Genomic DNA, 24,916 nt, shown 5'->3' with positions numbered 1-24,916 from the left:
TTATATATAAAAAGGAAAAAGCTGCTGAAATCAGTAGTTTTTCCCTTTTATTTTATCTATTTCTTTAATGTAAATCCGAATTTATCCCATGCTTGCAAATAATCTAATAAGAAAATCTCTTCTTCTACAATTCGACCAACTACATTTGTTTTTCCTGTATTCACCATATCTTTTAATGCAATTTGCAATTCACCTTTATATTGGCCATATTGCTCATTATCAATTAGAAGATCGCCGCGCTTAATTTCACGTGTATGATGAGGTTTAAACTCTTCTTTTTTATATTTCACACGGCTTTGTGTAGAGCGAATCATATATTCAGATACATCTCCGCGATAAAAATGAGGTTCGTCTAATACGATAATTTTTTCTAGTTCTGTCGTTGTATCATATAACTCTATATCAAATGTTTGTTTCTCTTTATTTAATGCACCTAGTGCTTGTAATTCTACTTCTGATGCATAAGCATTCGCAATAATAACATCATCAATTAATTCTGTTGCAAATAAATGCTTCGCTTGTGTTGTCATTGGTAATTCACGATGCTGCTCTAACGTACATAATCCTTCTGTTACTGGCCAAGGTCCATATGTTGCATCAAATGATGAAATAAAAGCAGCCGTTCTCATACCGTAATCTTTAAATTGTTTCGAGCATTTCATAAAATGATCATATGATAATCCGGAATAACGATGCGGATAAAAATTATGGCAACCAATTAAATTTTCGCGATTTGGTCTATGACTCATAATGTTATCTACATACTTCGTACCGTTACTCATATTGATCTCAATTTTTAAGCCATACGGATTGTACGTCATAATTGATTCTTCTAATCCTGAGAAGCCAACATCTAAACGAATACCGTACGCACCTAGTTCATGGAAAAACGATAAATCGTTATATGAAATACCTAATTGCTCAAAAACAGCTGGACTAATATCAACTAACACTTGGAATCCTAATGCATTTGCATGAGAAATCGTTTCTTTAAACTCTTCTATAATTTTCTCTTTTTCACCATCTACAGATAATAAACATGTAAATACACGAGTAAATCCGTATTTACTTGCTAATGTTAAATACTCTTTATCTTTCTCTACTGTTGAATGTTCTGGATAAATAGAAATACCTAATCGTCTCATATGTACACGCCTCTTTCTTCATCATATTGTAAACCTTTTCAAATATATGTAGCGAAAAAGTATATATCCCCTTCTCATTCACTACTTTTTGAATCCGCTTTCTTTAAAGAAAAAACAATTTCTATCATTCATAACAACTACCAGTCTATACATCTATACTTTACATCTTTTTTTCATAGTTGTGTAGTCTTTCCACAAATTTGTCAGTTTTTTACCTCGAAAATTGTTGTACGTTTTCAAGGCACCTTCCTTGACTGTTTCATTGGCCAATACATATACTCGAAAGAAAAGAGAAATTTTTTATATAGGGGATGAATATATGGGAGAAGCAATACTCGTAAAACGAGAACCGTTATGGACGAAAGAATTTGTTGCGCTAATTCTAGCAAACTTATGTATGTTTTTAGGATTTCAAATGTTAATTCCGACTTTACCTGTTTATGTGAAAGAAATTGGAGGTACAAGTTCCAATATTGGATTTGTTGTCGGTATGTTTACTGTTGCGGCACTTTTTGTTAGACCGCTAACTGGAAATGCCTTGCAAAAATTCAGCAAAAAAATCATTTTAATGATCGGTACTGCTATTTGTTTACTCGCTATGGGTAGTTATCTTTTCGCTTCAACTGTTTTCCTATTGCTTGCCGTTCGAATTTTACACGGAGCTGGTTTTGGTATTACAACGACTACATATGGAACTGTCGTTTCCGATTTAATTCCGCAAGCTCGCCGCGGTGAAGGCATGGGATATTTCGGTCTTTCTGGAACGATTGCAATGGCGCTCGGTCCGCTTATCGGACTTTGGCTTATGCAAACATATAACTTCACGATTCTTTTTTTATGTGCACTTTCCTGTACAATTGTTTCATTAATATTAACGAAACTACTTCAAATCAAAAAATCGCCGCAATCACCACAGCAAACATCTGGTACCTTTCTCGATGGATTTATTGAGCGCAAAGCTTTACTTCCTTCATTATTAATATTATGTATTACATTAATGTACGGGGGAATCGGAAGCTTTATTACGTTATTTGCTACGGAAGTCGGCATTGCTGATATAAGCCTCTTCTTCTTATTTAATGCACTTGCAATCGCTGTTACTCGTCCATTTTCCGGAAAGTTATATGATGCGAAAGGTCATTCTTTCGTAATTATTCCAGGAGTTATTATTACGTTTACAGGGATTATTTTATTGTCGTATACAACTACCATTCCAAGCTTAATTATTGCAGCAGCATGCTACGGAAGTGGTTTCGGAGCGATTCAACCTGCACTACAAGCGTGGATGATTGACCGAGTAGCACCGCACCGACGAGGAGTCGCAACAGCTACATTCTTCTCAGCATTTGACCTTGGAATTGGTGCTGGCGCGATTATTTTTGGATTCATTGCACATTTTACAAACTACGCAACTGTATATCGTTATTCCTCTCTACTACTTATTGCTTTCCTGTTCATTTACATTACAAGTGTAAAAAAACAAAAGCATGGTGATAAAAATACGGAAAAAGCTGCTGGATAATTCCAGTGGCTTTTTTACGTATTTTTGAGTTTATAAAACTACATGCATTTTCCTACATATTTTTTTACCTTTCATCAAAAAATATACGATGAACTCACAGACGCTTTCCTTCATATACAAATGAAAAACACTATTCTAAAGAGTGTGATTTCTTTACAAAAATACGATTTACAAAAGATAAAAACCAATAAAATACAGCTGTTTCTTTAAAGAATTGTAAACTTTTTATCCCTTTGTAAATTTAGTGTAAATTTTACTGATAAATCGTTTACAGTGGCTCACGGTTCAGTTAATAATTACATCGTACATGAAATTTAAGGAGTGGAATGCGTGGAATATAATGTTCAAGATATGATCTTCCAGTTCATTGGTGGATTAGGTATTTTCTTATTCGGAATTAAATACATGGGCGATGGACTGCAACAAGCTGCTGGAGATCGTCTTCGTGATATTTTAGATCGCTTTACAACAAACCCACTGATGGGTGTACTAGCAGGTATGTTAGTTACCGTATTAATCCAATCAAGTTCAGGAACAACCGCTTTAACAGTCGGACTTGTAAGTGCTGGGTTTATGACATTAAGACAAGCAATCGGTGTTATTATGGGTGCGAACATCGGTACGACAGTTACTGCATTTATTATTGGAATTAAAATCGGAGAATATGCTCTTCCAATTATGGCAGTTGGAGCTATCTTACTATTCTTCTTTAAAAATAAAAAAGTACATTCTTTAGGTCAAGTTATATTCGGTTTTGGTATGTTATTCTTCGGTTTAGAACTAATGAGCACAGGTATGAAGCCTCTTCGCTCTTTAGAATCATTCCAAGAATTAACGGTTAGCATGAGTGATAATCCAATTTTAGGTATTGTTGTTGGTACAGTCTTCACTTTAATTGTACAAAGCTCAAGTGCAACAATCGGTATTTTACAAGAACTATTCGGTCAAGGTGCAATCGATTTACAAGCTGCCCTTCCTGTATTGTTTGGTGATAACATCGGTACAACAATTACAGCTGTATTAGCAGCAATCGGTACTTCAATTGCTGCAAGACGCGCAGCATTAGTTCACGTTATCTTTAATATTGTCGGTACAATCATCTTTACAATTTTATTAATACCTTTTACAAATTTAATTCAATACTTCCAAACGTCATTAAACTTAAATCCAGAGATGACAATTGCATTTGCACACGGAACATTTAACGTAACGAATACAATTATTCAGTTCCCATTCATCGCTGTATTAGCATGGATTGTAACGAAAATTATTCGCGGGGAAGATGCTGCTATTGATTTCAAACCGCAACATTTAAATCCAATCTTTATTGAACAATCTCCAGCTATTGCTTTAACTGAAGCACAAAAAGAGATTATTCGTATGGCTGAGTTTTCATTACATGGATTAAAAGAAGCAAACCAATTTTTAAACACACAAGATAAAAAACACGCTGACATGGCTACTCAATTAGAAGGAGCTATTAACAACTTAGATAAAAAAATTACCGAGTATTTAGTTTTACTATCAGAAAAGCCGCTTTCACCTACAGATTCTGAAAAACATTCCGTTTTAGCAGGTGTCGTTGGCGATATTGAACGTGTCGGTGATCATGTAGAAAACCTTGTAGAACTTGTTGATTTCCAAATTTCAAACCGTGTTTCCCTATCAAACGAAGCACTAGCTGAATTAAATGAAATGCTTGAGTTAACGATTTCAACATTACAAGACGCAGTTGAAGCTTTAACAAACTTCGATACTGAACTAGCTCAAACAGTTATTGCAAAAGAACGTAAAATCGACCAAATGGAACGTGTTCTTCGTAAACGTCACGTATTACGTCTGAACGAACGTAGCTGTTCAGGTGATGCAAGTATCATCTTCGTTGATATGGTAAGTAACTTAGAGCGCATTGGCGATCACGCTGTAAATATCGCTGATGGTGTTTTAGGTGAACAAGGTAAAGTCCATTTAAAACAATCATTATAATAGGAAAGAGACGCTAACATGAGCGTCTCTTTTTTCATTTCATATTTACAACCGTTCTACCTTTTAACTTTCCTTGCAATATAAGTGTAAACTTCTCATCTAATTCTTCTAATGTACATTCTTCTGTATAAGATAGTAACTCTTTGTTTTCCCATTCATTTGCTAGGAGCGTCCATACATCTCTTCTCACATCTACTGGGCACTGTACAGAATCTACTCCTAACAGGCTTATGCCTCGCAAAATAAACGGATATACCGTTGTTTGTAATTCATGGCCTGCCACATTACCGCATGTCGTTATGCACCCGCCATACTTTACCGTTTTTAAAACTGTTTCTAACATATGCCCACCTACAGTATCGATAACTCCGGCGTATATTCCTTTAAGCATTGGTCTTCCTGATTCATCATTCAATTCTGCGCGATGAATCACCTTTTTCGCTCCTAGACGTAGTAGCATCTCTTCCTCTTCCATTTTTCCTGTCGCTCCTACTACGCTAAACCCTAACTTACTTAAAATACTAACAGCTACACTTCCTACACCACCTGTAGCACCCGTTACTAGTACATCTCCCATACTAGGCATTACTCCTGCTCTAATAAGCTTATATACTGATAAGGCGGCTGTAAAACCTGCCGTCCCGTACATCATACTTTCCTTTAATGACATTCCCTCTGGTAAAGGGACAATCCAAGATGCTGGCACGCGAATATATTCTCCGAAACCACCAGAAGTATTCATCCCTAAATCATATCCCGTTACAATGACTTGATCTCCTGCCTTAATAGTAGCATCTTTACTACTCACAACCACTCCTGCTGCATCAATTCCTGGCGTATGAGGATATGTTCTCGTAACACCTTTATTACCAGTGGCTGAAAGAGCGTCTTTATAATTTAGTGAAGAATAATGAACCTGTATGAATACGTCCCCTTCAGGTAAACTACTTACTTCTCTCTCGACAACGTTTCTTACAAACTGCTTATTTTCTGTTTCGTTCACAACGATTGCTCGGAATGATGTATGATTCATTATGTTCTCTCCTTTATCCGTCAAATTCTTCTTTATTATATAGAAGAAACAAGTAAACCTATTCATTTCTTCTTGGCTATATTTCAACAAATCTTACTTCTCTATTACTTTCTCACAATACATATTTTCATTTCTACTAAAAAACCTTATACTTATTCTACATCTGAAAAATAAAATATATAAAATCTGACTTTTTATAAATAAATTGAATTTTTACGAAATGTAAATGATTTGTAATGTTTTTTTTCGCTAAATTTCATTATAATAAGTGGATATGAGTGTCGTATTTCAATCCAAATGAAGGAGTACAGGAAATGGAGCAAAACCCATCTTTGCAAGAAAATACACGCAGTAACCCGAAAAAAAATAAGAAAAAAATAAAAGTTATTATAAGCGCTATACTATTCGTTTTATTAATAGGCGGCGGTTATACTTGGTTTTTAGTAAATAAAGCATCTTCTGCTGTTCGAAATGCCGCACATGATTTAGCGCGCGGTGATAAATCTGATTTACGTGATAGAGCTGTAAAACCTATTACAAACAATGTCTCTGTCTTAGTAATGGGTGTTGATGAAAGCGATGTCCGAGGAAAAGAATATGGTGAAGCTATTAGAACAGATGCGCTGTTGCTTGCAACGTTTAATAAAGATAGCAAAACTGTAAAACTATTAAGTATCCCACGTGACACATATACTTATATTCCAATAGAAAAGAAAAAAGATAAAATTACACACGCTCATGCATTCGGTTCTGCTAAAAATGGAAAAAATGGTGGACCACAAGCAAGCATTGATGCAGTTGAAAAATTAATGAATGTTCCTGTCGATTATTTTGTGAAATTTAACTTTAAATCATTTATAAAAATCGTCGATGACTTGGGCGGTATTGAAGTTGATGTACCAGTTGAATTTACTGAGCAAGATAGCAATGATAATGCAGAGGCAATTCACCTAGAAAAAGGTGTTCAAAAGTTAAATGGCGAAGAAGCTCTTGCTCTTGCTAGGACAAGACACATCGATAGTGATGCAATGCGTGGACAACGTCAACAACTCGTTATCGAGGCTATTTTAAAGAAACTAACAAGTGTTGGTTCTGTAACAAAAGTTGGCAACATCATTGATGATATTAACGGACAATTCGTTACAAACTTAACATTTGATGATATGCTTTCATTCTATAAGTACGGATCGGATTCAGAAATCGAGAAATTACAAATTCAAGGTGACGACTGCTATATGGAAAAAGGGGACGATACATGTAGCAAATCCGCTGGTGGCGGCCGAACGTATTACTACAATCCAGATAAAAAAGAATTAGCAAAGGTTACAAACGATCTTCGTACTCATCTTGGATTACCTGCATATACAAAAACAGACTCTGATTCGAAAAAAACAAGTACAGAGAAAACAAAAGAATCTAAGTCTGAAAATACAAGTGAACGCGAATCAAGTAACAATGAAATGAAAAATAAAAATAGCAATGAAGATACAGAAACATCGTCTAACGACAATGAATAATAAAGAAGCAGTTCTCTATGGAGGTAGAGTACTGCTTCTTTTTATTCCGTCACAATTAAAAATCAGAACTTTCTAACTATCTTTTTTAATATTTTTAAATTATAATAAATAGTAGCAATCTATTCCAATTATCAGGGGGCTCATACATATGAAAGCTGCAGTAAAACATAACATCTCAGATTTTAAAGACTACTTAAAGTCAAACGATATATACATGGAAGAAAATATAGATGAAAATGATGGTTCTGTTCATTTTTCAGTAGGATTAGAGACAGAAGCTGGCGCAAAAATTCAACTTATCGCTGCTTTCCAAAACGAACATCCTACTGTAGATATATACTGCTTCAATGTTGCTCACGTACCTAATGAAGCAGCAACAAATGATGTTTTACATACCATTAATGAATTAAATACATCTTATCGATTTGCAAAATTCACATTAAACAAGCAAAATGCAATTGATATTTCAACATCTCTTGCATTCTCAGAGCCAAACTTTAATCCAGCACTTGTCTTTGAACATACGAGAATGCTATATAAATTAGCAAATGACGAATATAAAAACTTAATGAAAGTGATTTGGGCATAAATAAAAGGATGGGCTGCAAGCAGCGCCATCCTTTTATTTCGATATCATATCAATCCACATCTTAACAGCAGTTCCTACAATCAAAATCGATAACATATATTGCAGTGCTTTTTGATTGATCTTTTTCCCAACTCGCGCTCCAAGCGGCGCAGCAAAGATGCTTGCAATCGCAATAATAAGAGCTGGCATTACAACTACTTGCCCAGTTATCACTTTTCCAGTCGTAATCCCTACTGAGGAAATGAACGTAATAGCGATAGAGGTTGCTATCGTTGTACGTATTGGCAATTTTAAAATGACTAGCATAATCGGAACTAAAAGGAACGAACCTCCAGCACCTATAATACCTGATGCTCCGCCTACACTAAACGCTAACAAGCTTGCTAACCATTTATTATATTTCAGTTCATCACCATTATTTCGTTTCGGTACGAACATCATAATAGCAGCAATTGTTGCTAACGCTGCATAAACAACATTGACCGTATGTTCCTCTAATGCATTAGCACCAAAACTACCTATAAAACTTCCTATTAATATACTAGCTCCCATATACACAACGAGCGTTTTATCCATATCATTACTTTTCCGATAAGCCCATGCCCCTGCAAAAGTTGCAAAGAATACTTGCACCGCTGTAATACCACTCACTTCATGTGCAGTATAGCCAGTAAATCCTAGCAATACCGGAATGTATAAAATCATCGGATAATTAATAATTGCACCGCCAATTCCAACCATTCCTGATATAAACGATCCTATAAATCCAATTATAAAAAGTAATACGACTAAACTCATCTTATATCCCCCACCTTCTAAAAAGAAGGTCATTTAAATGAATAAGTTTACATTCCCATCCGAAGCATCAGCTAAATAAGCTCCTACTCCTGCAAACTCTACCCCTTCCATAATCTCTTCCTCTTTTAACCCTAATAAATCTACTGTCATTTGACAAGCTACAAGTTTAATCCCCTGCTCTTTCGCCAAATCTATTAAATCTGGTAACGGCATCGCATTATGTTTTTTCATAATACCTTTAATCATCTTTGGTCCCATACCTGCAAAATTCATTTTCGATAATCCCATCTTATCAGCACCGCGTGGCATCATTTTTCCAAATACTTTTTCGATGAACGTTTTCTTTACCTTCACATGTTCATCTTTCCTTAAAGCATTTAATCCCCAAAAAGTATGAAATATAGTTACCTCTTGATCATACGCCGCTGCACCATTTGCAATAATATAAGCAGCCATCGCTTTATCATAATCTCCGCTAAATAAAACGATTGTTGTTTTCTTCTGTTCCATGTTTTCTCTCCTCCGAATTACCTATAGGGGTATTTTGATTGTTATAAAAAATCGTTTATGTTCGCTCTACTCTACTTTACCTTCCCAAGCTAACATACCACCTACCATATTGATCACTTGAAAACCGTAACTTTCTAAAAACTGAACGGCTCTTGCACTTCTTCCGCCAGAACGACAAACGATAATATATTCTTTCTTTTTATCCAACTCATGCATACGAAATTCTAACAGTCCTAGTGGAATGTTACACGCTTCTGGAATTTTCCCTTCAGCTACTTCTTCTACTTCACGTACATCTACGATATTTACTGCTTCTTTACGTACCAATTTTTCTTCTAATTCTTTTGCTGTCATTTCTTTCATTTTACATTTCCTCCTCACAAACCATTCATACCGCCTGAAACATTGATAACGTGCTGAAATCCTAATTTTTTTAATACTTTTGCAGCCTGCTTACTTCTCATTCCACTTTGACAAAGAACAATAACTTCTTTCTGTTTATCTAATTGTTGCGCCTTATTAGCTAGTTCATTTAATGGGATATTCCGAAACCCTTTAATATTGTTCCCTCTATACTCACTAGCTGTTCGCACATCAATAAATTGTTTATTATTTTGTCCCATCATACGTTTTAATTCTTTTCCTGAAATGTTTTTTACTCCTCTAGCTGGTAAGAATCGAGAAATAATAAACCACGATACAAGTACAATTAAGATTATATTCAATATTGTCTTCACATCCATAAAGCTATTCAAACTCCTTCTATACTTTTTTCCTATCCAAATACATACTATAACTTTGAATATGGAACCCCTTCTTTCTTAAAAAGCGTATACTTAAATTCCGATCCACTTTATTATGAACAATAAGATGCAAAGGCTTATTTGGTATTTCATGATAATACCGTTTTAAATACGCATATGGTATACACATAATTCTAGAATTGTTATCACTGTCGCTCTCTGTATAATTTCGTACATCTACAATAACACTTTCAATTTTCCTTACTTGTTCTAACGAAATATATGCAACATTTAAAACGGGAATGTAACGTTTTACTAAACTTCCCAGCACCAATACTATTAGGGGTATAACTATATAGAACATATATGATTATCCTCTTTACTTTCAATAATAAGCAGATGATTTGCTCCTCCGCCTATTATTGAAATGCTATGCTTTCTTGATCCAGAACTTTAATTCACCATCTTCTTCCGTGTGTTTTAACACTTCATGACCGCCTATTTGTGACCATGCTGGAATATCTTTAATCGCACCTTTATCTGTTACGTGTACTTCTAACACTTCTCCTGATTGTAATGCTTCCATTGCCTTCTTTGTTTTTACAATTGGCATTGGACACGCTAATCCTTTTACATCTAATACTTGCTTTACATTCATCTCATATACCTCCTGTTTTTATCATTAAGCCTTCTTAATCCAGAACTTTAATTCGCCTTTTTCTTCTGTATGCCTTAACACTTCATGACCGCCTGTTTGTGACCATGCTGGAATATCTTTAATCGCACCTTTATCTGTTACGTGTACTTCTAACACTTCTCCTGATTGTAATGCTTCCATTGCCTTCTTTGTTTTTACAATTGGCATTGGACACGCTAATCCTTTTACATCTAATACTTGCTTGGCATTCATTTCATATACCTCCTGTGTTTATTTCATTTGAAACCGAATTAATTATGAACAGCACAACGGTTTGGACCAATCTCCATTTCACGCTCTTCGTCTTCATTTGGATTTAATTGTCCCATATTTGTTTGACGAATTTCTTGATATGCATTCGGTTGAGGTGGTAAATTCTCTGTTACAACTTTACGGAACTCTCCCTCATCCTCAATATTTAAACCTGCATTATGCTCAAATAAATCTTTTAATTTTGCACTAACAATACCACTTTCGTCCATTTCACTTATTTTTGAATAATGAGCCGGTAACACAATTAAACTTTGAGATAGTTCTTTATATCGGCTATACAAAGTATTACGTAAATCACTTACCCAATCTTCAGCTTTCCCAGCAAGATCTGGACGCCCGATTGAATCTACAAATAAAATATCGCCTGATAATAAATAGGAATCATCTACAATAAATGACGTACTTCCAATCGTATGCCCTGGTGAGTATAATGCGTCAATTTCAATTTTAGTACCCCCCACCGTAATAACAGATCCTTCAACAAGCGGTTCGTATGAGAAAACAACTTCCTCCGCATCTTTTGGCGGTAACCAATACGTACCACCTACTTTTTCCGCTAACTTACGTCCTCCAGAAATATGGTCTGCATGTAAATGTGTATCCATTACATTCGTAATCGTAACAGCATGCTCTTTCGCAAATTCTTCATACGCTTCAACTGTTCTTACTGCATCAATAACTGCTGCTTCACCGTTTGAAACGACCATATAAGATAAACAGCCTTTTCCAAGACGGTTAAACTGATACATACTTCCGCCATTTTTTAAATCTCCAACTTTTACAGGCTTTACATATTCACTCCATGCCTTCATACCACCAGCTAAATAATAAATATTTTCTAATCCAGCCTCTGTTAACTGCTCTGCCACAAATATAGAAGACCCTTCTTTTGCACATACTACTAAAACATCTTTATCTTTAGGTAATTCACTTACAATATGATCTACACCATCTAACAAATCAAAATACGGTTTATTTATAGATGAGATTTGTTTCCCTTCAATTTTCCAATCTTCATAATCCGTCTCATTACGAACATCTAAAATAAACAACTCTCCGAATAAAACTTTCTCTGCAACATCTTTTGCTTGTAATGATTTAACACTCATCTTTTTACCCCCTATGGTATATTTACATTTAAAAAAATTTAATTCTTTATATTCCCTTGCCACTCTAACATACCTGGAATGACATTTTTCACATTTTCATAACCTTTCTCTTTCAACATATGGCAAGCTACATCACTACGGTTACCAGTTCGGCAAACAACATAAATTTGTTTCGTCTGATCTAAAACTGCACTGTCTAACTCTCCTAACGGCACCGAAATGGCCGATGGAATATGACCAAAAGCGAATTCCGCTGCTTCTCGAACATCTAATACAATACACTCTTCATCGCTTAATAATATCTCTTCCAACTCCGTATTCGTAATTGTATGAGGATACTTTGCTACTTCGTTCACTTCATGCTCATGTGCTTTCCTAATGTAATGCATCAAAACATCGCCCTCTTGTTTCGTCCCGATATATTGATGCCCTACTTTATTTGCCCAGCTTTGTATATCTACTGTAGATCCTTTATCTGTTGCCTTAATTTCAATCACTTGTCCTGATGCCAATCCTTCTATCGCCTTCTTCGTTTTCACAATCGGCATCGGACAAGCTAACCCTTTACAATCTAAACTCATATCCACTTTTATACTCATAGTGATTCCTCCATAACTTATATACATATACCTGTATGGGTATATTAAAATGTTTTTGAAAATCTGTCAACACTTACGTTTGACAGATTATCGGCTTTTTACAAGTAATTGAACAGCTTCTTTAATTAACTCTTCATTTGAACCATTACCACTTTCAAACTGTTCACGCAAGCATTGCTCTAAATTCGTTCCAACAACAAGTCCAATTGTACGATCAAGTGCAGAACGAGATGCCGTTAACTGTGTAATAACCTCTCGGCAATCTTTTCCTTCTTCCATCATACGAAGCACACCACGAACTTGACCTTCAATACGTTTTAATCTATTTTTCATGTCTTGATTATATTCCATTGTATAATCACCTCATTACCATTATGTCACCATTTATAGCTTATGACAATATATTATACCCTGTAGGGTATTTTGTAAACCCCTATTTTAAACTTTTACCTTATACATTCACAAAATACAAAGCGAAATCTTCATCTATAGGCTTTCATCTTCCACCAAATTTTGAAGTGGAAGATGAAAAAATATCAATATACAATACGTTCTGGTAATACTGTTCCATACAATTTAAAACCACCATCTACATTCTTTACCTTATATCCTTTTTCCATTAACATGCGTGCTGCTACATACCCTCTCATACCAAGTTGACAAGTAATATATATTTCTTTATCTACCGGCACCTCATCCAAACGATCACGTAATTCATCTAACGGAATATTAACAGAGCCTTTAATCATTCCTTGTTTTAATTCATTAGGCTCTCGAACATCAATAAGATATCCACCATTTTCAACAATACGATCTATTTCATGCCATTGGACTGTGTCCACAAAACCATCTACTATATTACTTGCTGCATACCCTACCATGTTTACAGGGTCTTTTGCAGAAGAATATGGCGGGGCATATGATAATTCTAAATCTGGCAAATCAAGTACAGTTAAATTTGCTTTTATTGCCGTTGCGATAACATCGATACGCTTATCTACACCGTCACGTCCTAGAGCCTGTGCTCCGTAAATTTTCCCACTATCTTTATTAAAAATTAATTTTATTAGCACTGGCGTAGCATTCGGGTAGTATCCCGCATGCGAATTTACCTGTACATGCACTACCTCATAGGGTATATTTAATCGTTTTAATATTTTCTCATTTACTCCCGTCGAAGCAACCGTTAAATCAAAAACTTTAGCTACAGAAGTTCCGAGTGTACCTTTATATACAGAATCTGTATGACCATGAATAATATCTGCTAACATACGACCTTGACGATTAGCTGGCCACGCTAAAGGAATCATCGTTTCTGTTTCAGTAACAAAATCTTTCACTTCAATCGCATCACCAATTGCATATATATGTGGGTCAGACGTTTGAAATTTCTCATTTACTTTTATCGTCCCTCTAACTCCTAATGCTAATCCTGCATCCTTCGCTAAACTACTCTCTGGTTGTACACCAATTGCTAAAATAATCATATCTGTCTCTATAATTGAGCCACTTTTTAAACGTACAACAGTCCCATTCTCTTCTAACGCATCTACACCATCTTCAAAAACGAGCTCAACATCGTGTTTTTGAAGATGCTCATGCACATATGCCGCCATTTCATAATCGATTGGTGGCATCACTTGATTTGCCATCTCTACAAGAGTAACCTCAATCCCTCGTTCTCTTAAGTTTTCAACCATTTCCACTCCAATAAATCCGCCACCAATCACCGTCGCATGACGTGGTTTCTTCTCATCAATATACGCTTTAATACGATCAGTATCCGGTACATTCCGTAACGTAAACAACGCCTTCGCTTCTTCAATACCCGGGATAGATGGAACAATTGGTTTCGCCCCTGGTGAAAGAATTAACACATCATATTTCTCGTTATATGTTTCATTTGTCGTTACATTCTTTATCGTAATTGTTTTCTCTTCTTTATTAATCTGTACTACTTCACTCAATACACGTATATCTAAATTAAAACGCTTCGACATTCTTTCAACAGTTTGTACTAATAATTTTTGTCTTTCTGTAATGACACCGCCAATATAATATGGCAATCCACAGTTTGCGAATGAAATGTATTCACCACGTTCAACCATAATAATTTCATCTTCCTCACTTAAACGACGAAGCCTTGCAGCTACTGAGGCCCCGCCGGCAACTCCGCCTACTACAACTATTTTTCTGGACATATTTTAAACCTCCATATTATTTATTATTTAATTTTCTCATGCACAACAAACACAAAACCTATACCTGTATGGGTATATAATAAATTATAAAAAAGTTAATTTCAATTAATATGGCTTTCTTTCACAAATTTGAAACAAAAAAGAACTTAGATCTCTCTAAGTTCTTTTACGTATAGTTCTATAGCTTTCTGTACGATTACATCTGCTGTATTTTCCTCCGGTGGCATCAATAAATTCGTAACCGTTCCATACACAACAGGACTTAATTCTACTTCATAACCACCATATGAAATTTCTTCCTTTGTCGGCAAGTAACCAATATATCCGTTCATATATCCACCAAAGAAAGCCAATTCATTTTGAAGATTCTCTTTCACTTCTAATGCCGTTTCCGAAAAAGGTTCCATCGGTATACCTGAAAACATACCATCATTCACTTGAAACAGTTGCACTTCTAAATCAAATGTAGCTTTTCGTTTCACTCAACATCAAAATATTACAATTTTAGATAGAGAAAGCATTTTCATTGTGATATTATGAATCCATATTATTGAAATTAACGGGAGGATACTATGAAAAATCGCTATTTAAATACTTTATTATTGGGGATTATTGCTGTACTCATCGCAATATTTGTTTTAGGCTATTTTAATATCATTTCTTTACCCCAAAAGAAGTCTGTTGTTGCAAAGCAAATTAATACAACAAAAGAAACGAATCAACAAAATTCCAACAAGGAAAAGCAAGAATCCAAAAAGAACAATGAGTTGGATATAGATGAAACAAAGGTTTCTTTACTAACTAAGAATGGAAAAGGAGAAACTATACCACTAGGAAAATCAGATTTAGGCACAACACTTGACTACGAAATTTCGCCTAGCGGAGATAAAATAATTTTGAATAGCCGCGTATTGGCTGATGAGCCAGGTAAGTTATCCTTGTATGATTTTAAGGCAGACAAACAGACAGTAGTGAAAATAGATTCCAAATTAAATAACTCACAGACTTGTAAGAGCGTTACATGGATTGATAATAATCACTTATTGCTTGTAATAGGTGGAGCTGCAGGAAGTGCTAACCACGGTGGGGATTTATACACTTATAACGTACAAACAAAGGAATTCAAACTCTTTAAAAAACGTCCTAAAAACATTAGTTATACAAAAGTAGTTGGGGATATGGAATCTTTCTATTTTATCGGTATTCAATACACAGATGACAATTATAATAAATATACTGGTTATGTTGAAACCGTTTCTACAAACGAAATCAAAAATTCTTTATAGTAAATGTGTGCAACAACTTGAATGTGAGTAAGGATTTTTAAGTTTATAGATTTACTAGTATTCTAGTTGTTGGTATAAAAAACACATAATGAAAAACAGATCAAAAAAGCCACTATATACATAGTGGCTTTCCTTATCACACATACTTCCGATGCACCATCTTCCCATCATAAGAAAACACAACACCCTTACTCTCCACAATTGACTCCATATGCACCGTTCTTCCCCACAGCTGATGAAGATATGGTAATACCTTTTCTAAGTATTTTAAATCGAGCTCGATTCCTTCGTAACTATGCTTAATATACAATTCTCCGTTCTTTAAGTAGTCCCCGTCTTCTACTACTAAGTACGGGAAGCCGCCATTTGTTCGCATATTTACGAGTTGATCACGCACATGTTCCCACTCTTTATCTATTACTTTATATTCTTTTCCTTGGCGCTGGAATAAGTACATATCTTCTCGCATAACAAGATCTTTATTTAAATAGTTTCTTAGGAACGATACATCCCATTCGATTTCGCGTACTTCAAAGATTTTGTCTCGACCAGATCCTGGTTTTACGCCGCGTCGTTTCATTTCTTCTGTCGGGTTATTGTAGCGCTCCTCTATATCTTCAAACATTTTAATACCGAGGTAGTATGGGTTAATACTCGTTTTTGATGGCTGAACGACACCTGCATTTAATTTTGCAAATTCGATTGCTTCATCAGATGTTAAGTCCATTTCGCGAAGTATGCGTTGATGCCAGAAGGATGCCCAGCCTTCATTCATAATTTTCGTTTCAAGCTGCGGCCAGAAATATAACATTTCCTCACGCATCATCGTTAATATGTCCCGCTGCCAATCTTCTAGCTCACGGCTATATTCTTCAATAAAGAGGAGTAAGTCTTTCTCTGGTTGTGGTGGGATTTTCTTCTTTTTACGAACATTGGAGCGTTCCCTCTTTTTATTGCGATCATCTAAATTCCATAAATCATCGTATTGCGATACCTTTTTCTTTTCTACTTCTTCCTCTTCTAAATCATCAATACTCCATGCAAGTTTTGGACGCATGAGCGACGGATCAATATGCTCTTGAATGGCAAGTACGGCATCTAAAAATGTTTCTACCTCTTCTTTTCCGTACTTATGCTCATATGCTTTCACCCGTTCAGCTGTCGCTGACATACTTTCTACCATATCTCGCTTCGTATTTGAAAAACGAATATTATTTTTAAAGAAGTCACAGTGCGCTAACACGTGCGCTACGATTAATTTATTTTGAATTAACGAGTTCGTATCTAATAAAAAGGCATAACATGGATCAGAGTTAATAACGAGTTCGTATATTTTACTAAGACCTAAATCGTATTGTAATTTCATTCTGAAAAACTGTTTTCCAAAACTCCAATGTGAAAACCGTGTTGGCATCCCATATGCACCAAATGTATAAATAATTTCCGCTGGACATATTTCATAACGCATCGGATAAAAATCAAGCCCAAATCCAGTCGCAATTTCCGTAATTTCCGCAATTGCATATTGCAGTGCTTTATCGTCACTTGCTCTCATTATTTTCCCTCCTTACACTTTCCCTTAAGAAAGTGTATGATTGAGAACAAGCTTTCATGAGGATTGATTGCATAATAAAAAGACACCCTCATAAAAACGAGAATGTCTCATCTATTAACCTTCAATAATCTCCATCTTCTCCGTAATCGGTGTACGAGCTTTTCCTTCTGGTGCTTTATCGAAATAGCCAAGGTGAAGAATTCCAACGATGCGTTGACCTCTAGTTAAACCAAGTCCTTCTATAAATAATGGATTGTAGTTTAATCCACCTGATTTCCAAACACAACCTAAACCGCGTTCCCAAGCAAGAAGTTGGAAGTTTTGCATAAATGCACATGTTGCAGCGTAATCTTCGTCACGTTGAATTTGACGTGGATCTTCATTTATGTAAACAACAATTTGTGCTGGCGTGCTTAAGAAACGATCCGATAAAATTTTACCGCGTTTCGCTCTTTCTTCTTCTGTGAAAGAGTTTAATACTGCGTCTACTAATTTCTGACGACCTTCTCCAATGTATAATTTACAATTCCATGGTTCACGATGTTTATGATTCGGTGCCCACGTTGCGTCGTTTAATAGTTCAATTAATAACTCTTTGTCTACTGCTTTATCTGTAAATGTACGAACAGAACGTCTTTCTTTAATCACATTTGCGATGGAAGTATATGTAGTCATATTTTTCTCTCCCTTATTTTTATCTATATGTATACGTTTATTGTTGATATTGATTTTCAATTTCGATTATACCTTAGTTTTTTAGTATTAATCAATGTTTTATGTTGGAAAACTTCCAAAAACTTCAGTTCATACTGTGAATAAAAAAACTTGATTTGTTCACAAGTATTTCACATTTTATGGAAATAATATGTGTACAGTTTTTCACATTATCCATCTAGGAGGAGTTTACATGTACAAAAAAATCGCAGTAAGTATGACTATGGCAGCATTATTATTCGGTGCAACCGTCTTCCCCACTTTCGCTGCTACGCCAAAAGAAGTCACATTGCATCATCATAAACCAATTTCAGAAGAAGAAATGCAGTCGCTCGAAAAACTCGGCTATAACAAACATGAAATTTGGAAAGCTGCCCACATTGCAAAAATGAGTAAAAAAGAAATTAAAGACGTTTTAGCTTACTATAAGCAAAATAATTCTTGGGAGAAAACAGCAGAGCATTTCGGGGTAGATCCAAGTAAGTTGAAAAAGCATCATATGAATAAAGAAACAAAAAAAGCACTACTGCAACAATTAGCAAATATGCAAAAATCTACACCAGACGGGCTAAAACAAAAAATGAAAGAATATAATATCGGATTACGTCAGCTCACAGTATTAATAATCATCTCTCAAAAAAGTAATACTCCCCTTGATGATGTGCTAAAAATGAAAACAGACGGAATGGATATGAAACAAATTGCCGAAAAATTAAATGTAAAAAAAGAAGATATACGAGCAGAAATGATTAAATTAGTAAAGTCTATTAAGGAAAAGAAAACAAATTAATATGCCAAAAAGGAAGAGTTTTTCAATACTCTTCCTTTTCTTTATGAACTTTCAATTTTTAAGTATAAATTCCCGTCTTTCCCAAAAACTAACACAAGGAAATGATATATGTTAGGGGTGAGAAAATGTTCGGTTTATCATCTAAGAAATCCAAAAATACTAATCCAAAAACACTTTGTTCTATTCCAGAATTTATACAAAGCATGACAGAATCTAGCGATTTTGTCTCTTATAACGTACTTGAAAATGAAACATTATGTTTGTTTTATTATAAATCTGTCGTGGAAGCACTTATTATTAAACAATTTATTTTAACTCCTCTAAAAAAGGAATCGGATCGAATTCAAAACATCTCTGATTTATGTAATATCGTCTCTATTGAAGATATTATTACCTCCCCTTCTATTGATGATATTCGTGAGAAATTATTAGGGGGATATATTTTATTACGCTTAAAAAACAATTCGAATCCCGATCAATATGCTTTAATTCGTGCCGAAAGTACTGTTTTAGGAATACGATTAAATAACGATACAGAAAATGAATATAGCGTAATCGGGCCTAAAATCGGTTTCGTTGAAAACCTTGATACAAATATACACTTATTACGCCGAAATATTGTAACAGAGCAACTCATATTTAAAGAAATGACCGTCGGAACTATGTCAAAAACGAAAGTAGCAGTTGCTTATATAGAAGGCGTTACAAATGAACAATTTATCAACACCGCCATACAACGGCTAGAAGACATTGACTTTGATGTCCCATTTGACGCAACTATGATTGAGCAATTTATTAGTGATAATAGCAATTCACCGTTTCCTGTTTTATTGCCTACAGAACGATTAGATCGAGCTGTATATGCATTGGTTAACGGACAAGTTTTAATTTTAACAGATGGCTCTCCATATGCTTTATCAGGACCGACAACGTTACTAGATTTTTTCATTTCTCCAGAAGATTATTATTTACCGTGGATGATTGGATCGTTCTTTCGCATTATTCGTTTTTTCGGAGCTATATTTTCTCTTTTTTCATCCGCTATTTATACAGCGGCTTTAACGTATCACTATCAAATGATTCCTGCTGATTTACTAGGACCTATTATTTTCTCAAGAGCGAACGTACCTTTCCCACCTATTTTAGAAGCACTCTTTTTAGAAATTACAATCGAATTGCTTCGTGAAGCAGGAGCACGTTTACCTACGAAAGTAGGACAAACAATTGGTATTGTTGGCGGGATTGTAATTGGGCAAGCATCTGTTGAAGCTGCTTTAACAAGTACAATTTTATTAATTGCAGTTGCTTTATCCGCTCTTGCATCTTTCACAACACCGACTGTAAAGATGTCTTCTACTATCCGGTTGTTACGCTTTCCACTTATTCTTTTAGCCGGCGCATTTGGTGGATTAGGTCTTATTGTCGGGTTTGTATTTATTTTAGCTCATTTAATTAAATTAAAATCACTTGGATCACCTTATTTATTACCTTTATATCCATTTCGTGGTTTAGGTACAGCAGAAGGTTTTCTTCGACTACCATTTAGTCAAACAGCACAAAGGCCTTCCTTCCTTAGACCCACATCAAAATGGCGCTATAGCCAGAACAAAGTGAAGCAAAAACGTGATGGTGATAATCAATGAAAAAACTTTTCTTGTTCCTTATTATAATCTTTTTTGTTCTACAAACTGGTTGTACACAAACGTATATAGTGGATACACAGCGTATTATTCATATTGCTGGATTTGACATCACAAAAAATAAACAATTCCAAGGAACTATCTTATTCCCAGAATACACACATGGTGTAAAGTCTAAGCCAGAGACGCAATCAACATCTGCTCGTTCACTTGAAACAATCGCTTCACGATTGAACGCTAAATCTCCTCACAATGTTGTTGTAGGTCAAATGCGTGTCGTCCTATTTGGAAAGGCTCTAGGAGAACGCGGAATGGGAGAAATTATTACTAACTTACAACGTGATCCAAATATCGGACGTGATGTTCAACTAGCAATTGTAGATGGAACGGCCGAAGAGCTTTTAAATTACGGAAAAAAAAATGGTTCGTTATATATCGCTGATTTACTCGAGCAAAATATAAGAAATGAGAACATTCCACAAACTGAATTAAACGTCTTTTTATATAATTACTACTCTTCTGTATGTGATGCCTATGTTCCTTATATAAAAATGGGTGATAATCATTCCGTCGCTGTTAAAGGGCTTGCTTTTTTAAGAGGCGATAAAGTCGTCATGTATACGGATAAAAGACATTCTGTTTTAGCAAAATTACTAATTAATCCTACAAAAAATGGGCGTTACGAAGCAGCAATAAAAAAGAATAAAAATAAAGGTATAGTGGTCATACAAAACTTAGCTGGGAAAAATAAATATGATATAGATCAAACTGGCGACATACCAAAAGTAAAAATCCATTTAAAATTAAATGGTTTAATTAAAAACTCTCCTAATTGGATTGATTTAAGAAAAGAAACAAATATCAACTATATAAAGAAACAAATTGAACGAAATGTTGAAAAAGACTGTGAAGATTTAATAAAACAATTTCAAAAAAAGGAAATTGATCCTTTAGGCATACGCGATGAAATTAGAAGTCATACGAGAAAATGGAATATAAAACAAATTCGAAATATGTATAAAAACGTAGCCGTAGATATAAATTTAGATCTTAATATTGTACAATCTGGAATCGGGGAATAGTGAGGTGAAATAAGCAATGAATACAATGAATAAAGCAAAGACAGTCTCTCCATACTTTGCCTTTATATTATTACATTCGCTTCAAATTGGAATAGGAGTTCTTGGGTATCAACGTGTAATTTTAAAAAACGCTGGTTATGATGCCTGGATTTCTCTTATTATTGCGGGGATTGCAACCCATATTGTGCTGTTTTGTATGTTAAAAATGTTAGAAAAAGACGGAGATTTAATTAGCATTCATACAACAACTTTTGGAAAATGGATTGGTTCTATATTTTCCGTGATTTTCACTCTTTATTGCTTATTATTTTGCCTTACTGTTCTTCGTACATATATGGAAGTGATACAAGTTTGGATTTTCCCTACCATTAAATTATGGAAACTAACCTTTATGTTTTTATTAGTGACTTGCTATATTATAAAGGGTGGATTTCGCTCTGTAACCGGAATATGTTTTTGGGGAGTCGTTCTTCCTATTTTCGTTGTATTCTTTTTAATTTATCCAATGAAATACGCTCATTTCCGTAATATTTTACCTATTTTTACACATTCACCTTTTGACATGCTTATATCTGCAAAGCAATCTGCATTAGAGTTTCTCGGCTTTGAAACAATCCTTATCTTCTATCCATTTATTGAAAAAGGTAAGTCTTTAAAAAGATGGGCTCATGCAGGAATTTTTTTTAGCACTTTGATTTATGTAGTTTTAGCTATTGTATCTTTTATGTATTATAGTGAAGGACAATTAAATCATACTATTTGGCCTACTTTAACGATGTTAAAAATAATTAAAGTTCCTTTCATTCAACGGTTTGAATATATTATTATTTTTGTTTGGTTTTTAATTATTTTGCCAAACCTTTGTTTAACCATTTGGTCATCATGCCAAACGATGAAGCGTTCATTTCATATTTCATTTAAATTTACATTACCGTTTTTTATTTTCATCGTTTTTACAGCTTCTTTATTTTTTAAAAACCGTGAAAGTATCAACACATTAAATACAGTACTATCTCAAGCTGGTTTATACATTGTATACGCTTATATCCCAATTTTATTTCTATTCCATTCAGTTCGATGGCATTTCAAAAATCGGTCAAAAAAATCTTCACCCGACACACCGTAATCTCTGATACAATTTGATTAATACATTTGTAAAGGGGACAAGCGAATGAAAAAGTATGTATTTTCTTTACTTGCAGTACTGAGTTTAATTCTTGCTGGATGCGGAAGTACTAGTACAAATGACCAAAAATCTTCTGAATCAAAAAAAGAAGAACATGACCACGCATCGCACACTCAGCAAGCTGACATTCAAGAGAAAACAAAAGGAGTCGACACACTTCCTACCTTCCTAGACAAGCTTGATCCACAAATGAAAGATATCTACACTGTCGCTGGACAAAATGCAGAACTATTAGATTGGATTCCATGTTACTGCGGTTGCGGTGAAAGTGTAGGACATAAAAATAATAAAAATTGTTTTATTCGTGAAATTAAAAAGAATGGTGAAGTTGTTTGGGATTCTCATGCAACGACTTGCGTCAATTGCCTAGAAATCGCAGTTGAATCTGCTTCGATGAGACAAAAAGGAAAATCAACGCTTGAAATTCGTAACTATATCGATAATAAATACAAAGAAGGCTATGGCAAACCAACACCTACGCCAATGCCAAAAGCTTAAAAAACGAGGACATACCTCGTTTTTTTCATTCACTTTTTTTCTTAACAAATTCTTTCAAGTGTATTTCTCCTTACTTATCACACACTATATATAACTCTCGGTAAGGAGGGTACACAGTGCAAACATATAACGACTATGATAAAGCTCTCTATTACACGTATTGCTGTAATTGGGATAAATTACTCGTTCTCATGGTTCAAACGAACGATCAATTATTTTCTAAGCGTATTGAGCATTTTTTACACGCTTATCAATACAGTAAAGAACTGCCAGAAGTTGATAAACAATTGCAGCTCCTATTTCAATATATTGACCACGCATCCCAAAAGTCACATATAGAAGAAGTAGAGCAAATTCAAATGTAAACTATAGCGCTATTCTCTTCTGGAGAATAGCGCTTTTTTAAAATGTTCATATCAATAAAAGTTTCCCCGTATAAAACTTTTATTGATAAACATATTTTTTCTTTCTTTTCTGTACCACTTCATACTATAATTTAGTATGTAACTATTATAAGAGAGGTATAAAATATGGGACGAGAAAAAAAGCAAGAATATGCTTTATTTACCGCGTGGGGAGCTTCGTTTATTGCTACACTAGGAAGTCTATACTTTTCCGAAATCATGAAATTTGAGCCTTGTGTCCTTTGTTGGTATCAACGCATTTTCATGTATCCATTCGTTTTATGGCTCGGTATCGCTGTAGTAAAAAAAGATTATCGCATCGCAAGTTATTCTTTACCGATCGCAAGTATTGGTGCTTGTATTTCTTTATATCACTATGCAATTCAAAAAGTCGCAGCATTTTCGGCTGCAGGGGCAGCTTGCGGCCGTGTACCATGTACGGGAGAATACATAAACTGGTTCGGCTTTGTGACAATCCCGTTTTTAGCACTTATCGGCTTTATTACAATCGCTGTTTGTAGCTTTATTGTCATCAAAAACAAATAAGGAGATGAAAGAATGAAAAAAATGCTTATATTTGGCGGTATTATTATCGTCTTATTTGCGGCAATCTTTGCTGTAACTCAAATGGAAAAGAAAAACGCATCGACAGATGAAAAAGGTTACTACTCAAATAAAATTTCTCTTGAAGATCTCAATAAAAATATAGAAGATAAAAAAGAACAAACGATTTACTTTTATCAAACCTCTTGCGTTCATTGTCAAAAGGTCTCTCCTATTGTTGTACCTTTAGCGAAAGATTTAAATGTTGATATGAAAGTAATTGATATTGAAAATTTAAACGAGCCTTGGGATAAGTACGATATTAAAGGAACGCCAACGATTATTCATTTTAAAGATGGTAAAGAAGTAAGCCGTATTAGCGGAGAACAATCAAAAGAAAAGTTTAAAGAATGGTTTGAACAAACGAAAAAATAACGAGAAAAGGAAACTCCTTCTACACATGAAATGGACGTAAAATTCCAAACTAATGTATAAG

28 protein-coding genes and 1 pseudogene are annotated in these 24,916 nt (G+C 34.7%); 13 read left to right on the top strand and 16 right to left on the bottom strand.

Translation table 11 applies throughout. The features are described 5' to 3' along the window. Positions 1-56 precede the first annotated feature (56 nt). Positions 57-1,145: a DUF871 domain-containing protein gene (locus NST14_RS04455; protein ID WP_001253343.1), complete on the bottom strand. Its 1,089-nt coding sequence runs from the start codon at positions 1,143-1,145 to the stop codon at positions 57-59. 319 nt (positions 1,146-1,464) lie between these two features. On the opposite strand from NST14_RS04455, the gene NST14_RS04450 reads away from it, so the two are divergent. Together NST14_RS04450 and NST14_RS04445 are read left to right on the top strand one after the other, a co-directional pair. After that, complete coding sequence (locus tag NST14_RS04450) at positions 1,465-2,667, top strand: MFS transporter (protein WP_000503265.1); 1,203 nt, start codon at positions 1,465-1,467, stop codon at positions 2,665-2,667. A 330-nt stretch (positions 2,668-2,997) separates the two neighbouring features. Beyond that, a complete protein-coding gene (locus tag NST14_RS04445; protein ID WP_000456257.1) occupies positions 2,998-4,653 on the top strand; it encodes a Na/Pi cotransporter family protein in 1,656 nt (551 codons plus the stop codon). Positions 4,654-4,687: 34 nt separating this feature from the next. On the opposite strand, the gene NST14_RS04440 is transcribed toward NST14_RS04445, so the two are convergent. Next, entirely contained in the window at positions 4,688-5,686 is a 999-nt protein-coding gene (locus NST14_RS04440) for a YhdH/YhfP family quinone oxidoreductase (protein ID WP_048558026.1), read from the bottom strand. Between the two features lie 314 nt (positions 5,687-6,000). On the opposite strand from NST14_RS04440, the gene NST14_RS04435 reads away from it, so the two are divergent. Both NST14_RS04435 and NST14_RS04430 read left to right on the top strand, forming a co-directional pair. Next, positions 6,001-7,203, top strand: coding sequence for an LCP family protein (locus NST14_RS04435; RefSeq protein WP_000437431.1), 1,203 nt, complete (start codon positions 6,001-6,003; stop codon positions 7,201-7,203). Positions 7,204-7,351: 148 nt separating this feature from the next. Continuing rightward, a complete protein-coding gene (locus NST14_RS04430; protein WP_000642365.1) occupies positions 7,352-7,792 on the top strand; it encodes a YbjN domain-containing protein in 441 nt (146 codons plus the stop codon). A 33-nt stretch (positions 7,793-7,825) separates the two neighbouring features. Here NST14_RS04430 and NST14_RS04425 read toward each other — a convergent pair whose 3' ends face one another. The 12 genes and pseudogenes from NST14_RS04425 to NST14_RS04370 form a co-directional block, all read right to left on the bottom strand. Beyond that, a complete protein-coding gene (locus NST14_RS04425; protein ID WP_000060726.1) occupies positions 7,826-8,590 on the bottom strand; it encodes a sulfite exporter TauE/SafE family protein in 765 nt (254 codons plus the stop codon). Between the two features lie 33 nt (positions 8,591-8,623). Further along, positions 8,624-9,100 carry a DsrE/DsrF/DrsH-like family protein gene (locus NST14_RS04420; protein ID WP_000435815.1) on the bottom strand — a complete coding sequence of 159 codons (477 nt, stop codon included), beginning with the start codon at positions 9,098-9,100 and terminating at the stop codon, positions 8,624-8,626. A 66-nt stretch (positions 9,101-9,166) separates the two neighbouring features. Further along, positions 9,167-9,463, bottom strand: a complete 297-nt coding sequence (locus tag NST14_RS04415; RefSeq protein ID WP_095842578.1) for a rhodanese-like domain-containing protein — start codon at positions 9,461-9,463, stop codon at positions 9,167-9,169. Between the two features lie 14 nt (positions 9,464-9,477). Continuing rightward, positions 9,478-9,843, bottom strand: a complete 366-nt coding sequence (locus tag NST14_RS04410; RefSeq protein ID WP_267496790.1) for a rhodanese-like domain-containing protein — start codon at positions 9,841-9,843, stop codon at positions 9,478-9,480. Between the two features lie 19 nt (positions 9,844-9,862). Further along, a complete protein-coding gene (locus NST14_RS04405) occupies positions 9,863-10,207 on the bottom strand; it encodes a hypothetical protein (protein WP_000499413.1) in 345 nt (114 codons plus the stop codon). A gap of 66 nt (positions 10,208-10,273) precedes the next feature. Beyond that, positions 10,274-10,501: a sulfurtransferase TusA family protein gene (locus tag NST14_RS04400; protein WP_341118307.1), complete on the bottom strand. Its 228-nt coding sequence runs from the start codon at positions 10,499-10,501 to the stop codon at positions 10,274-10,276. A gap of 24 nt (positions 10,502-10,525) precedes the next feature. Then, a complete protein-coding gene (locus NST14_RS04395; RefSeq protein WP_000992271.1) occupies positions 10,526-10,753 on the bottom strand; it encodes a sulfurtransferase TusA family protein in 228 nt (75 codons plus the stop codon). 38 nt (positions 10,754-10,791) lie between these two features. Further along, the gene (locus NST14_RS04390; RefSeq protein ID WP_000114199.1) at positions 10,792-11,922 is read right to left on the bottom strand and encodes an MBL fold metallo-hydrolase; all 1,131 of its coding nucleotides are present in this window, start codon (positions 11,920-11,922) and stop codon (positions 10,792-10,794) included. A 38-nt stretch (positions 11,923-11,960) separates the two neighbouring features. Then, a complete protein-coding gene (locus NST14_RS04385; protein WP_000023963.1) occupies positions 11,961-12,521 on the bottom strand; it encodes a sulfurtransferase TusA family protein in 561 nt (186 codons plus the stop codon). A gap of 87 nt (positions 12,522-12,608) precedes the next feature. Then, a complete protein-coding gene (locus tag NST14_RS04380; RefSeq protein ID WP_000456206.1) occupies positions 12,609-12,872 on the bottom strand; it encodes a metal-sensitive transcriptional regulator in 264 nt (87 codons plus the stop codon). A gap of 185 nt (positions 12,873-13,057) precedes the next feature. Continuing rightward, positions 13,058-14,722 carry a CoA-disulfide reductase gene (cdr, locus tag NST14_RS04375; RefSeq protein ID WP_229143215.1) on the bottom strand — a complete coding sequence of 555 codons (1,665 nt, stop codon included), beginning with the start codon at positions 14,720-14,722 and terminating at the stop codon, positions 13,058-13,060. 146 nt (positions 14,723-14,868) lie between these two features. After that, a pseudogene (locus NST14_RS04370) lies at positions 14,869-15,198 on the bottom strand (neutral/alkaline non-lysosomal ceramidase N-terminal domain-containing protein); the annotation flags it as partial. Between the two features lie 96 nt (positions 15,199-15,294). On the opposite strand from NST14_RS04370, the gene NST14_RS04365 reads away from it, so the two are divergent. Continuing rightward, complete coding sequence (locus NST14_RS04365; RefSeq protein WP_098487030.1) at positions 15,295-16,008, top strand: DUF4652 domain-containing protein; 714 nt, start codon at positions 15,295-15,297, stop codon at positions 16,006-16,008. Positions 16,009-16,144: 136 nt separating this feature from the next. Here NST14_RS04365 and spoVR read toward each other — a convergent pair whose 3' ends face one another. Next, on the bottom strand, positions 16,145-17,563 hold the full coding sequence (gene spoVR, locus NST14_RS04360; RefSeq protein WP_001202713.1) for a stage V sporulation protein SpoVR: 1,419 nt from the start codon (positions 17,561-17,563) through the stop codon (positions 16,145-16,147). A gap of 114 nt (positions 17,564-17,677) precedes the next feature. Further along, on the bottom strand, positions 17,678-18,238 hold the full coding sequence (locus tag NST14_RS04355; protein ID WP_000214810.1) for a nitroreductase family protein: 561 nt from the start codon (positions 18,236-18,238) through the stop codon (positions 17,678-17,680). Positions 18,239-18,470: 232 nt separating this feature from the next. Between NST14_RS04355 and NST14_RS04350 the strand changes: the two genes are divergently transcribed. The 8 genes from NST14_RS04350 (at position 18,471) to NST14_RS04315 (ending at position 24,855) form a co-directional block, all read left to right on the top strand. Beyond that, positions 18,471-19,067, top strand: a complete 597-nt coding sequence (locus tag NST14_RS04350) for a hypothetical protein (RefSeq protein ID WP_061131351.1) — start codon at positions 18,471-18,473, stop codon at positions 19,065-19,067. A 125-nt stretch (positions 19,068-19,192) separates the two neighbouring features. Then, entirely contained in the window at positions 19,193-20,710 is a 1,518-nt protein-coding gene (locus NST14_RS04345) for a spore germination protein (RefSeq protein WP_095842557.1), read from the top strand. Then, positions 20,707-21,789, top strand: coding sequence for a Ger(x)C family spore germination protein (locus NST14_RS04340; protein ID WP_000732619.1), 1,083 nt, complete (start codon positions 20,707-20,709; stop codon positions 21,787-21,789). The genes NST14_RS04345 and NST14_RS04340 overlap by 4 nt, the downstream gene beginning before the upstream one ends. Positions 21,790-21,805: 16 nt before the next feature. Continuing rightward, positions 21,806-22,915: a GerAB/ArcD/ProY family transporter gene (locus NST14_RS04335; protein ID WP_001095023.1), complete on the top strand. Its 1,110-nt coding sequence runs from the start codon at positions 21,806-21,808 to the stop codon at positions 22,913-22,915. Between the two features lie 45 nt (positions 22,916-22,960). Next, positions 22,961-23,473: a PCYCGC domain-containing protein gene (locus tag NST14_RS04330; RefSeq protein WP_229143211.1), complete on the top strand. Its 513-nt coding sequence runs from the start codon at positions 22,961-22,963 to the stop codon at positions 23,471-23,473. Between the two features lie 116 nt (positions 23,474-23,589). After that, a complete protein-coding gene (locus NST14_RS04325; RefSeq protein ID WP_001195458.1) occupies positions 23,590-23,838 on the top strand; it encodes a YhdB family protein in 249 nt (82 codons plus the stop codon). A gap of 165 nt (positions 23,839-24,003) precedes the next feature. Continuing rightward, complete coding sequence (locus NST14_RS04320; protein ID WP_000532258.1) at positions 24,004-24,423, top strand: disulfide formation protein C; 420 nt, start codon at positions 24,004-24,006, stop codon at positions 24,421-24,423. A 12-nt stretch (positions 24,424-24,435) separates the two neighbouring features. Further along, positions 24,436-24,855, top strand: a complete 420-nt coding sequence (locus tag NST14_RS04315; RefSeq protein ID WP_000738457.1) for a thioredoxin family protein — start codon at positions 24,436-24,438, stop codon at positions 24,853-24,855. Positions 24,856-24,916: the final 61 nt, after the last annotated feature.

It is taken from the genome of Bacillus sp. FSL W8-0519 (assembly GCF_038005585.1).
GTDB lineage: Bacteria > Bacillota > Bacilli > Bacillales > Bacillaceae_G > Bacillus_A > Bacillus_A paranthracis.
This window is presented reverse-complemented; position numbering and strand designations above follow the sequence as displayed.

Excerpts from the sequence above, each read along its gene's own strand:
- NST14_RS04435 (WP_000437431.1), top strand. The coding sequence starts at position 6,001 with ATGGAGCAAAACCCATCTTTGCAAGAAAATACACGCAGTAACCCGAAA.
- NST14_RS04400 (WP_341118307.1), bottom strand. The coding sequence starts at position 10,501 with ATGAATGTAAAGCAAGTATTAGATGTAAAAGGATTAGCGTGTCCAATG.
- NST14_RS04415 (WP_095842578.1), bottom strand. The coding sequence starts at position 9,463 with ATGAAAGAAATGACAGCAAAAGAATTAGAAGAAAAATTGGTACGTAAA.
- NST14_RS04440 (WP_048558026.1), bottom strand. The coding sequence starts at position 5,686 with ATGAATCATACATCATTCCGAGCAATCGTTGTGAACGAAACAGAAAAT.
- spoVR (WP_001202713.1), bottom strand. The coding sequence starts at position 17,563 with ATGAGAGCAAGTGACGATAAAGCACTGCAATATGCAATTGCGGAAATT.
- NST14_RS04335 (WP_001095023.1), top strand. The coding sequence starts at position 21,806 with ATGAATACAATGAATAAAGCAAAGACAGTCTCTCCATACTTTGCCTTT.
- NST14_RS04420 (WP_000435815.1), bottom strand. The coding sequence starts at position 9,100 with ATGGAACAGAAGAAAACAACAATCGTTTTATTTAGCGGAGATTATGAT.
- NST14_RS04365 (WP_098487030.1), top strand. The coding sequence starts at position 15,295 with ATGAAAAATCGCTATTTAAATACTTTATTATTGGGGATTATTGCTGTA.
- NST14_RS04395 (WP_000992271.1), bottom strand. The coding sequence starts at position 10,753 with ATGAATGCCAAGCAAGTATTAGATGTAAAAGGATTAGCGTGTCCAATG.
- NST14_RS04315 (WP_000738457.1), top strand. The coding sequence starts at position 24,436 with ATGAAAAAAATGCTTATATTTGGCGGTATTATTATCGTCTTATTTGCG.
- NST14_RS04350 (WP_061131351.1), top strand. The coding sequence starts at position 18,471 with ATGTACAAAAAAATCGCAGTAAGTATGACTATGGCAGCATTATTATTC.
- NST14_RS04385 (WP_000023963.1), bottom strand. The coding sequence starts at position 12,521 with ATGAGTATAAAAGTGGATATGAGTTTAGATTGTAAAGGGTTAGCTTGT.
- NST14_RS04340 (WP_000732619.1), top strand. The coding sequence starts at position 20,707 with ATGAAAAAACTTTTCTTGTTCCTTATTATAATCTTTTTTGTTCTACAA.
- NST14_RS04450 (WP_000503265.1), top strand. The coding sequence starts at position 1,465 with ATGGGAGAAGCAATACTCGTAAAACGAGAACCGTTATGGACGAAAGAA.
- NST14_RS04430 (WP_000642365.1), top strand. The coding sequence starts at position 7,352 with ATGAAAGCTGCAGTAAAACATAACATCTCAGATTTTAAAGACTACTTA.
- NST14_RS04410 (WP_267496790.1), bottom strand. The coding sequence starts at position 9,843 with ATGGATGTGAAGACAATATTGAATATAATCTTAATTGTACTTGTATCG.
- NST14_RS04455 (WP_001253343.1), bottom strand. The coding sequence starts at position 1,145 with ATGAGACGATTAGGTATTTCTATTTATCCAGAACATTCAACAGTAGAG.
- NST14_RS04345 (WP_095842557.1), top strand. The coding sequence starts at position 19,193 with ATGTTCGGTTTATCATCTAAGAAATCCAAAAATACTAATCCAAAAACA.
- NST14_RS04320 (WP_000532258.1), top strand. The coding sequence starts at position 24,004 with ATGGGACGAGAAAAAAAGCAAGAATATGCTTTATTTACCGCGTGGGGA.
- NST14_RS04405 (WP_000499413.1), bottom strand. The coding sequence starts at position 10,207 with ATGTTCTATATAGTTATACCCCTAATAGTATTGGTGCTGGGAAGTTTA.
- NST14_RS04380 (WP_000456206.1), bottom strand. The coding sequence starts at position 12,872 with ATGGAATATAATCAAGACATGAAAAATAGATTAAAACGTATTGAAGGT.
- NST14_RS04425 (WP_000060726.1), bottom strand. The coding sequence starts at position 8,590 with ATGAGTTTAGTCGTATTACTTTTTATAATTGGATTTATAGGATCGTTT.
- NST14_RS04330 (WP_229143211.1), top strand. The coding sequence starts at position 22,961 with ATGAAAAAGTATGTATTTTCTTTACTTGCAGTACTGAGTTTAATTCTT.
- cdr (WP_229143215.1), bottom strand. The coding sequence starts at position 14,722 with ATGTCCAGAAAAATAGTTGTAGTAGGCGGAGTTGCCGGCGGGGCCTCA.
- NST14_RS04390 (WP_000114199.1), bottom strand. The coding sequence starts at position 11,922 with ATGAGTGTTAAATCATTACAAGCAAAAGATGTTGCAGAGAAAGTTTTA.
- NST14_RS04355 (WP_000214810.1), bottom strand. The coding sequence starts at position 18,238 with ATGACTACATATACTTCCATCGCAAATGTGATTAAAGAAAGACGTTCT.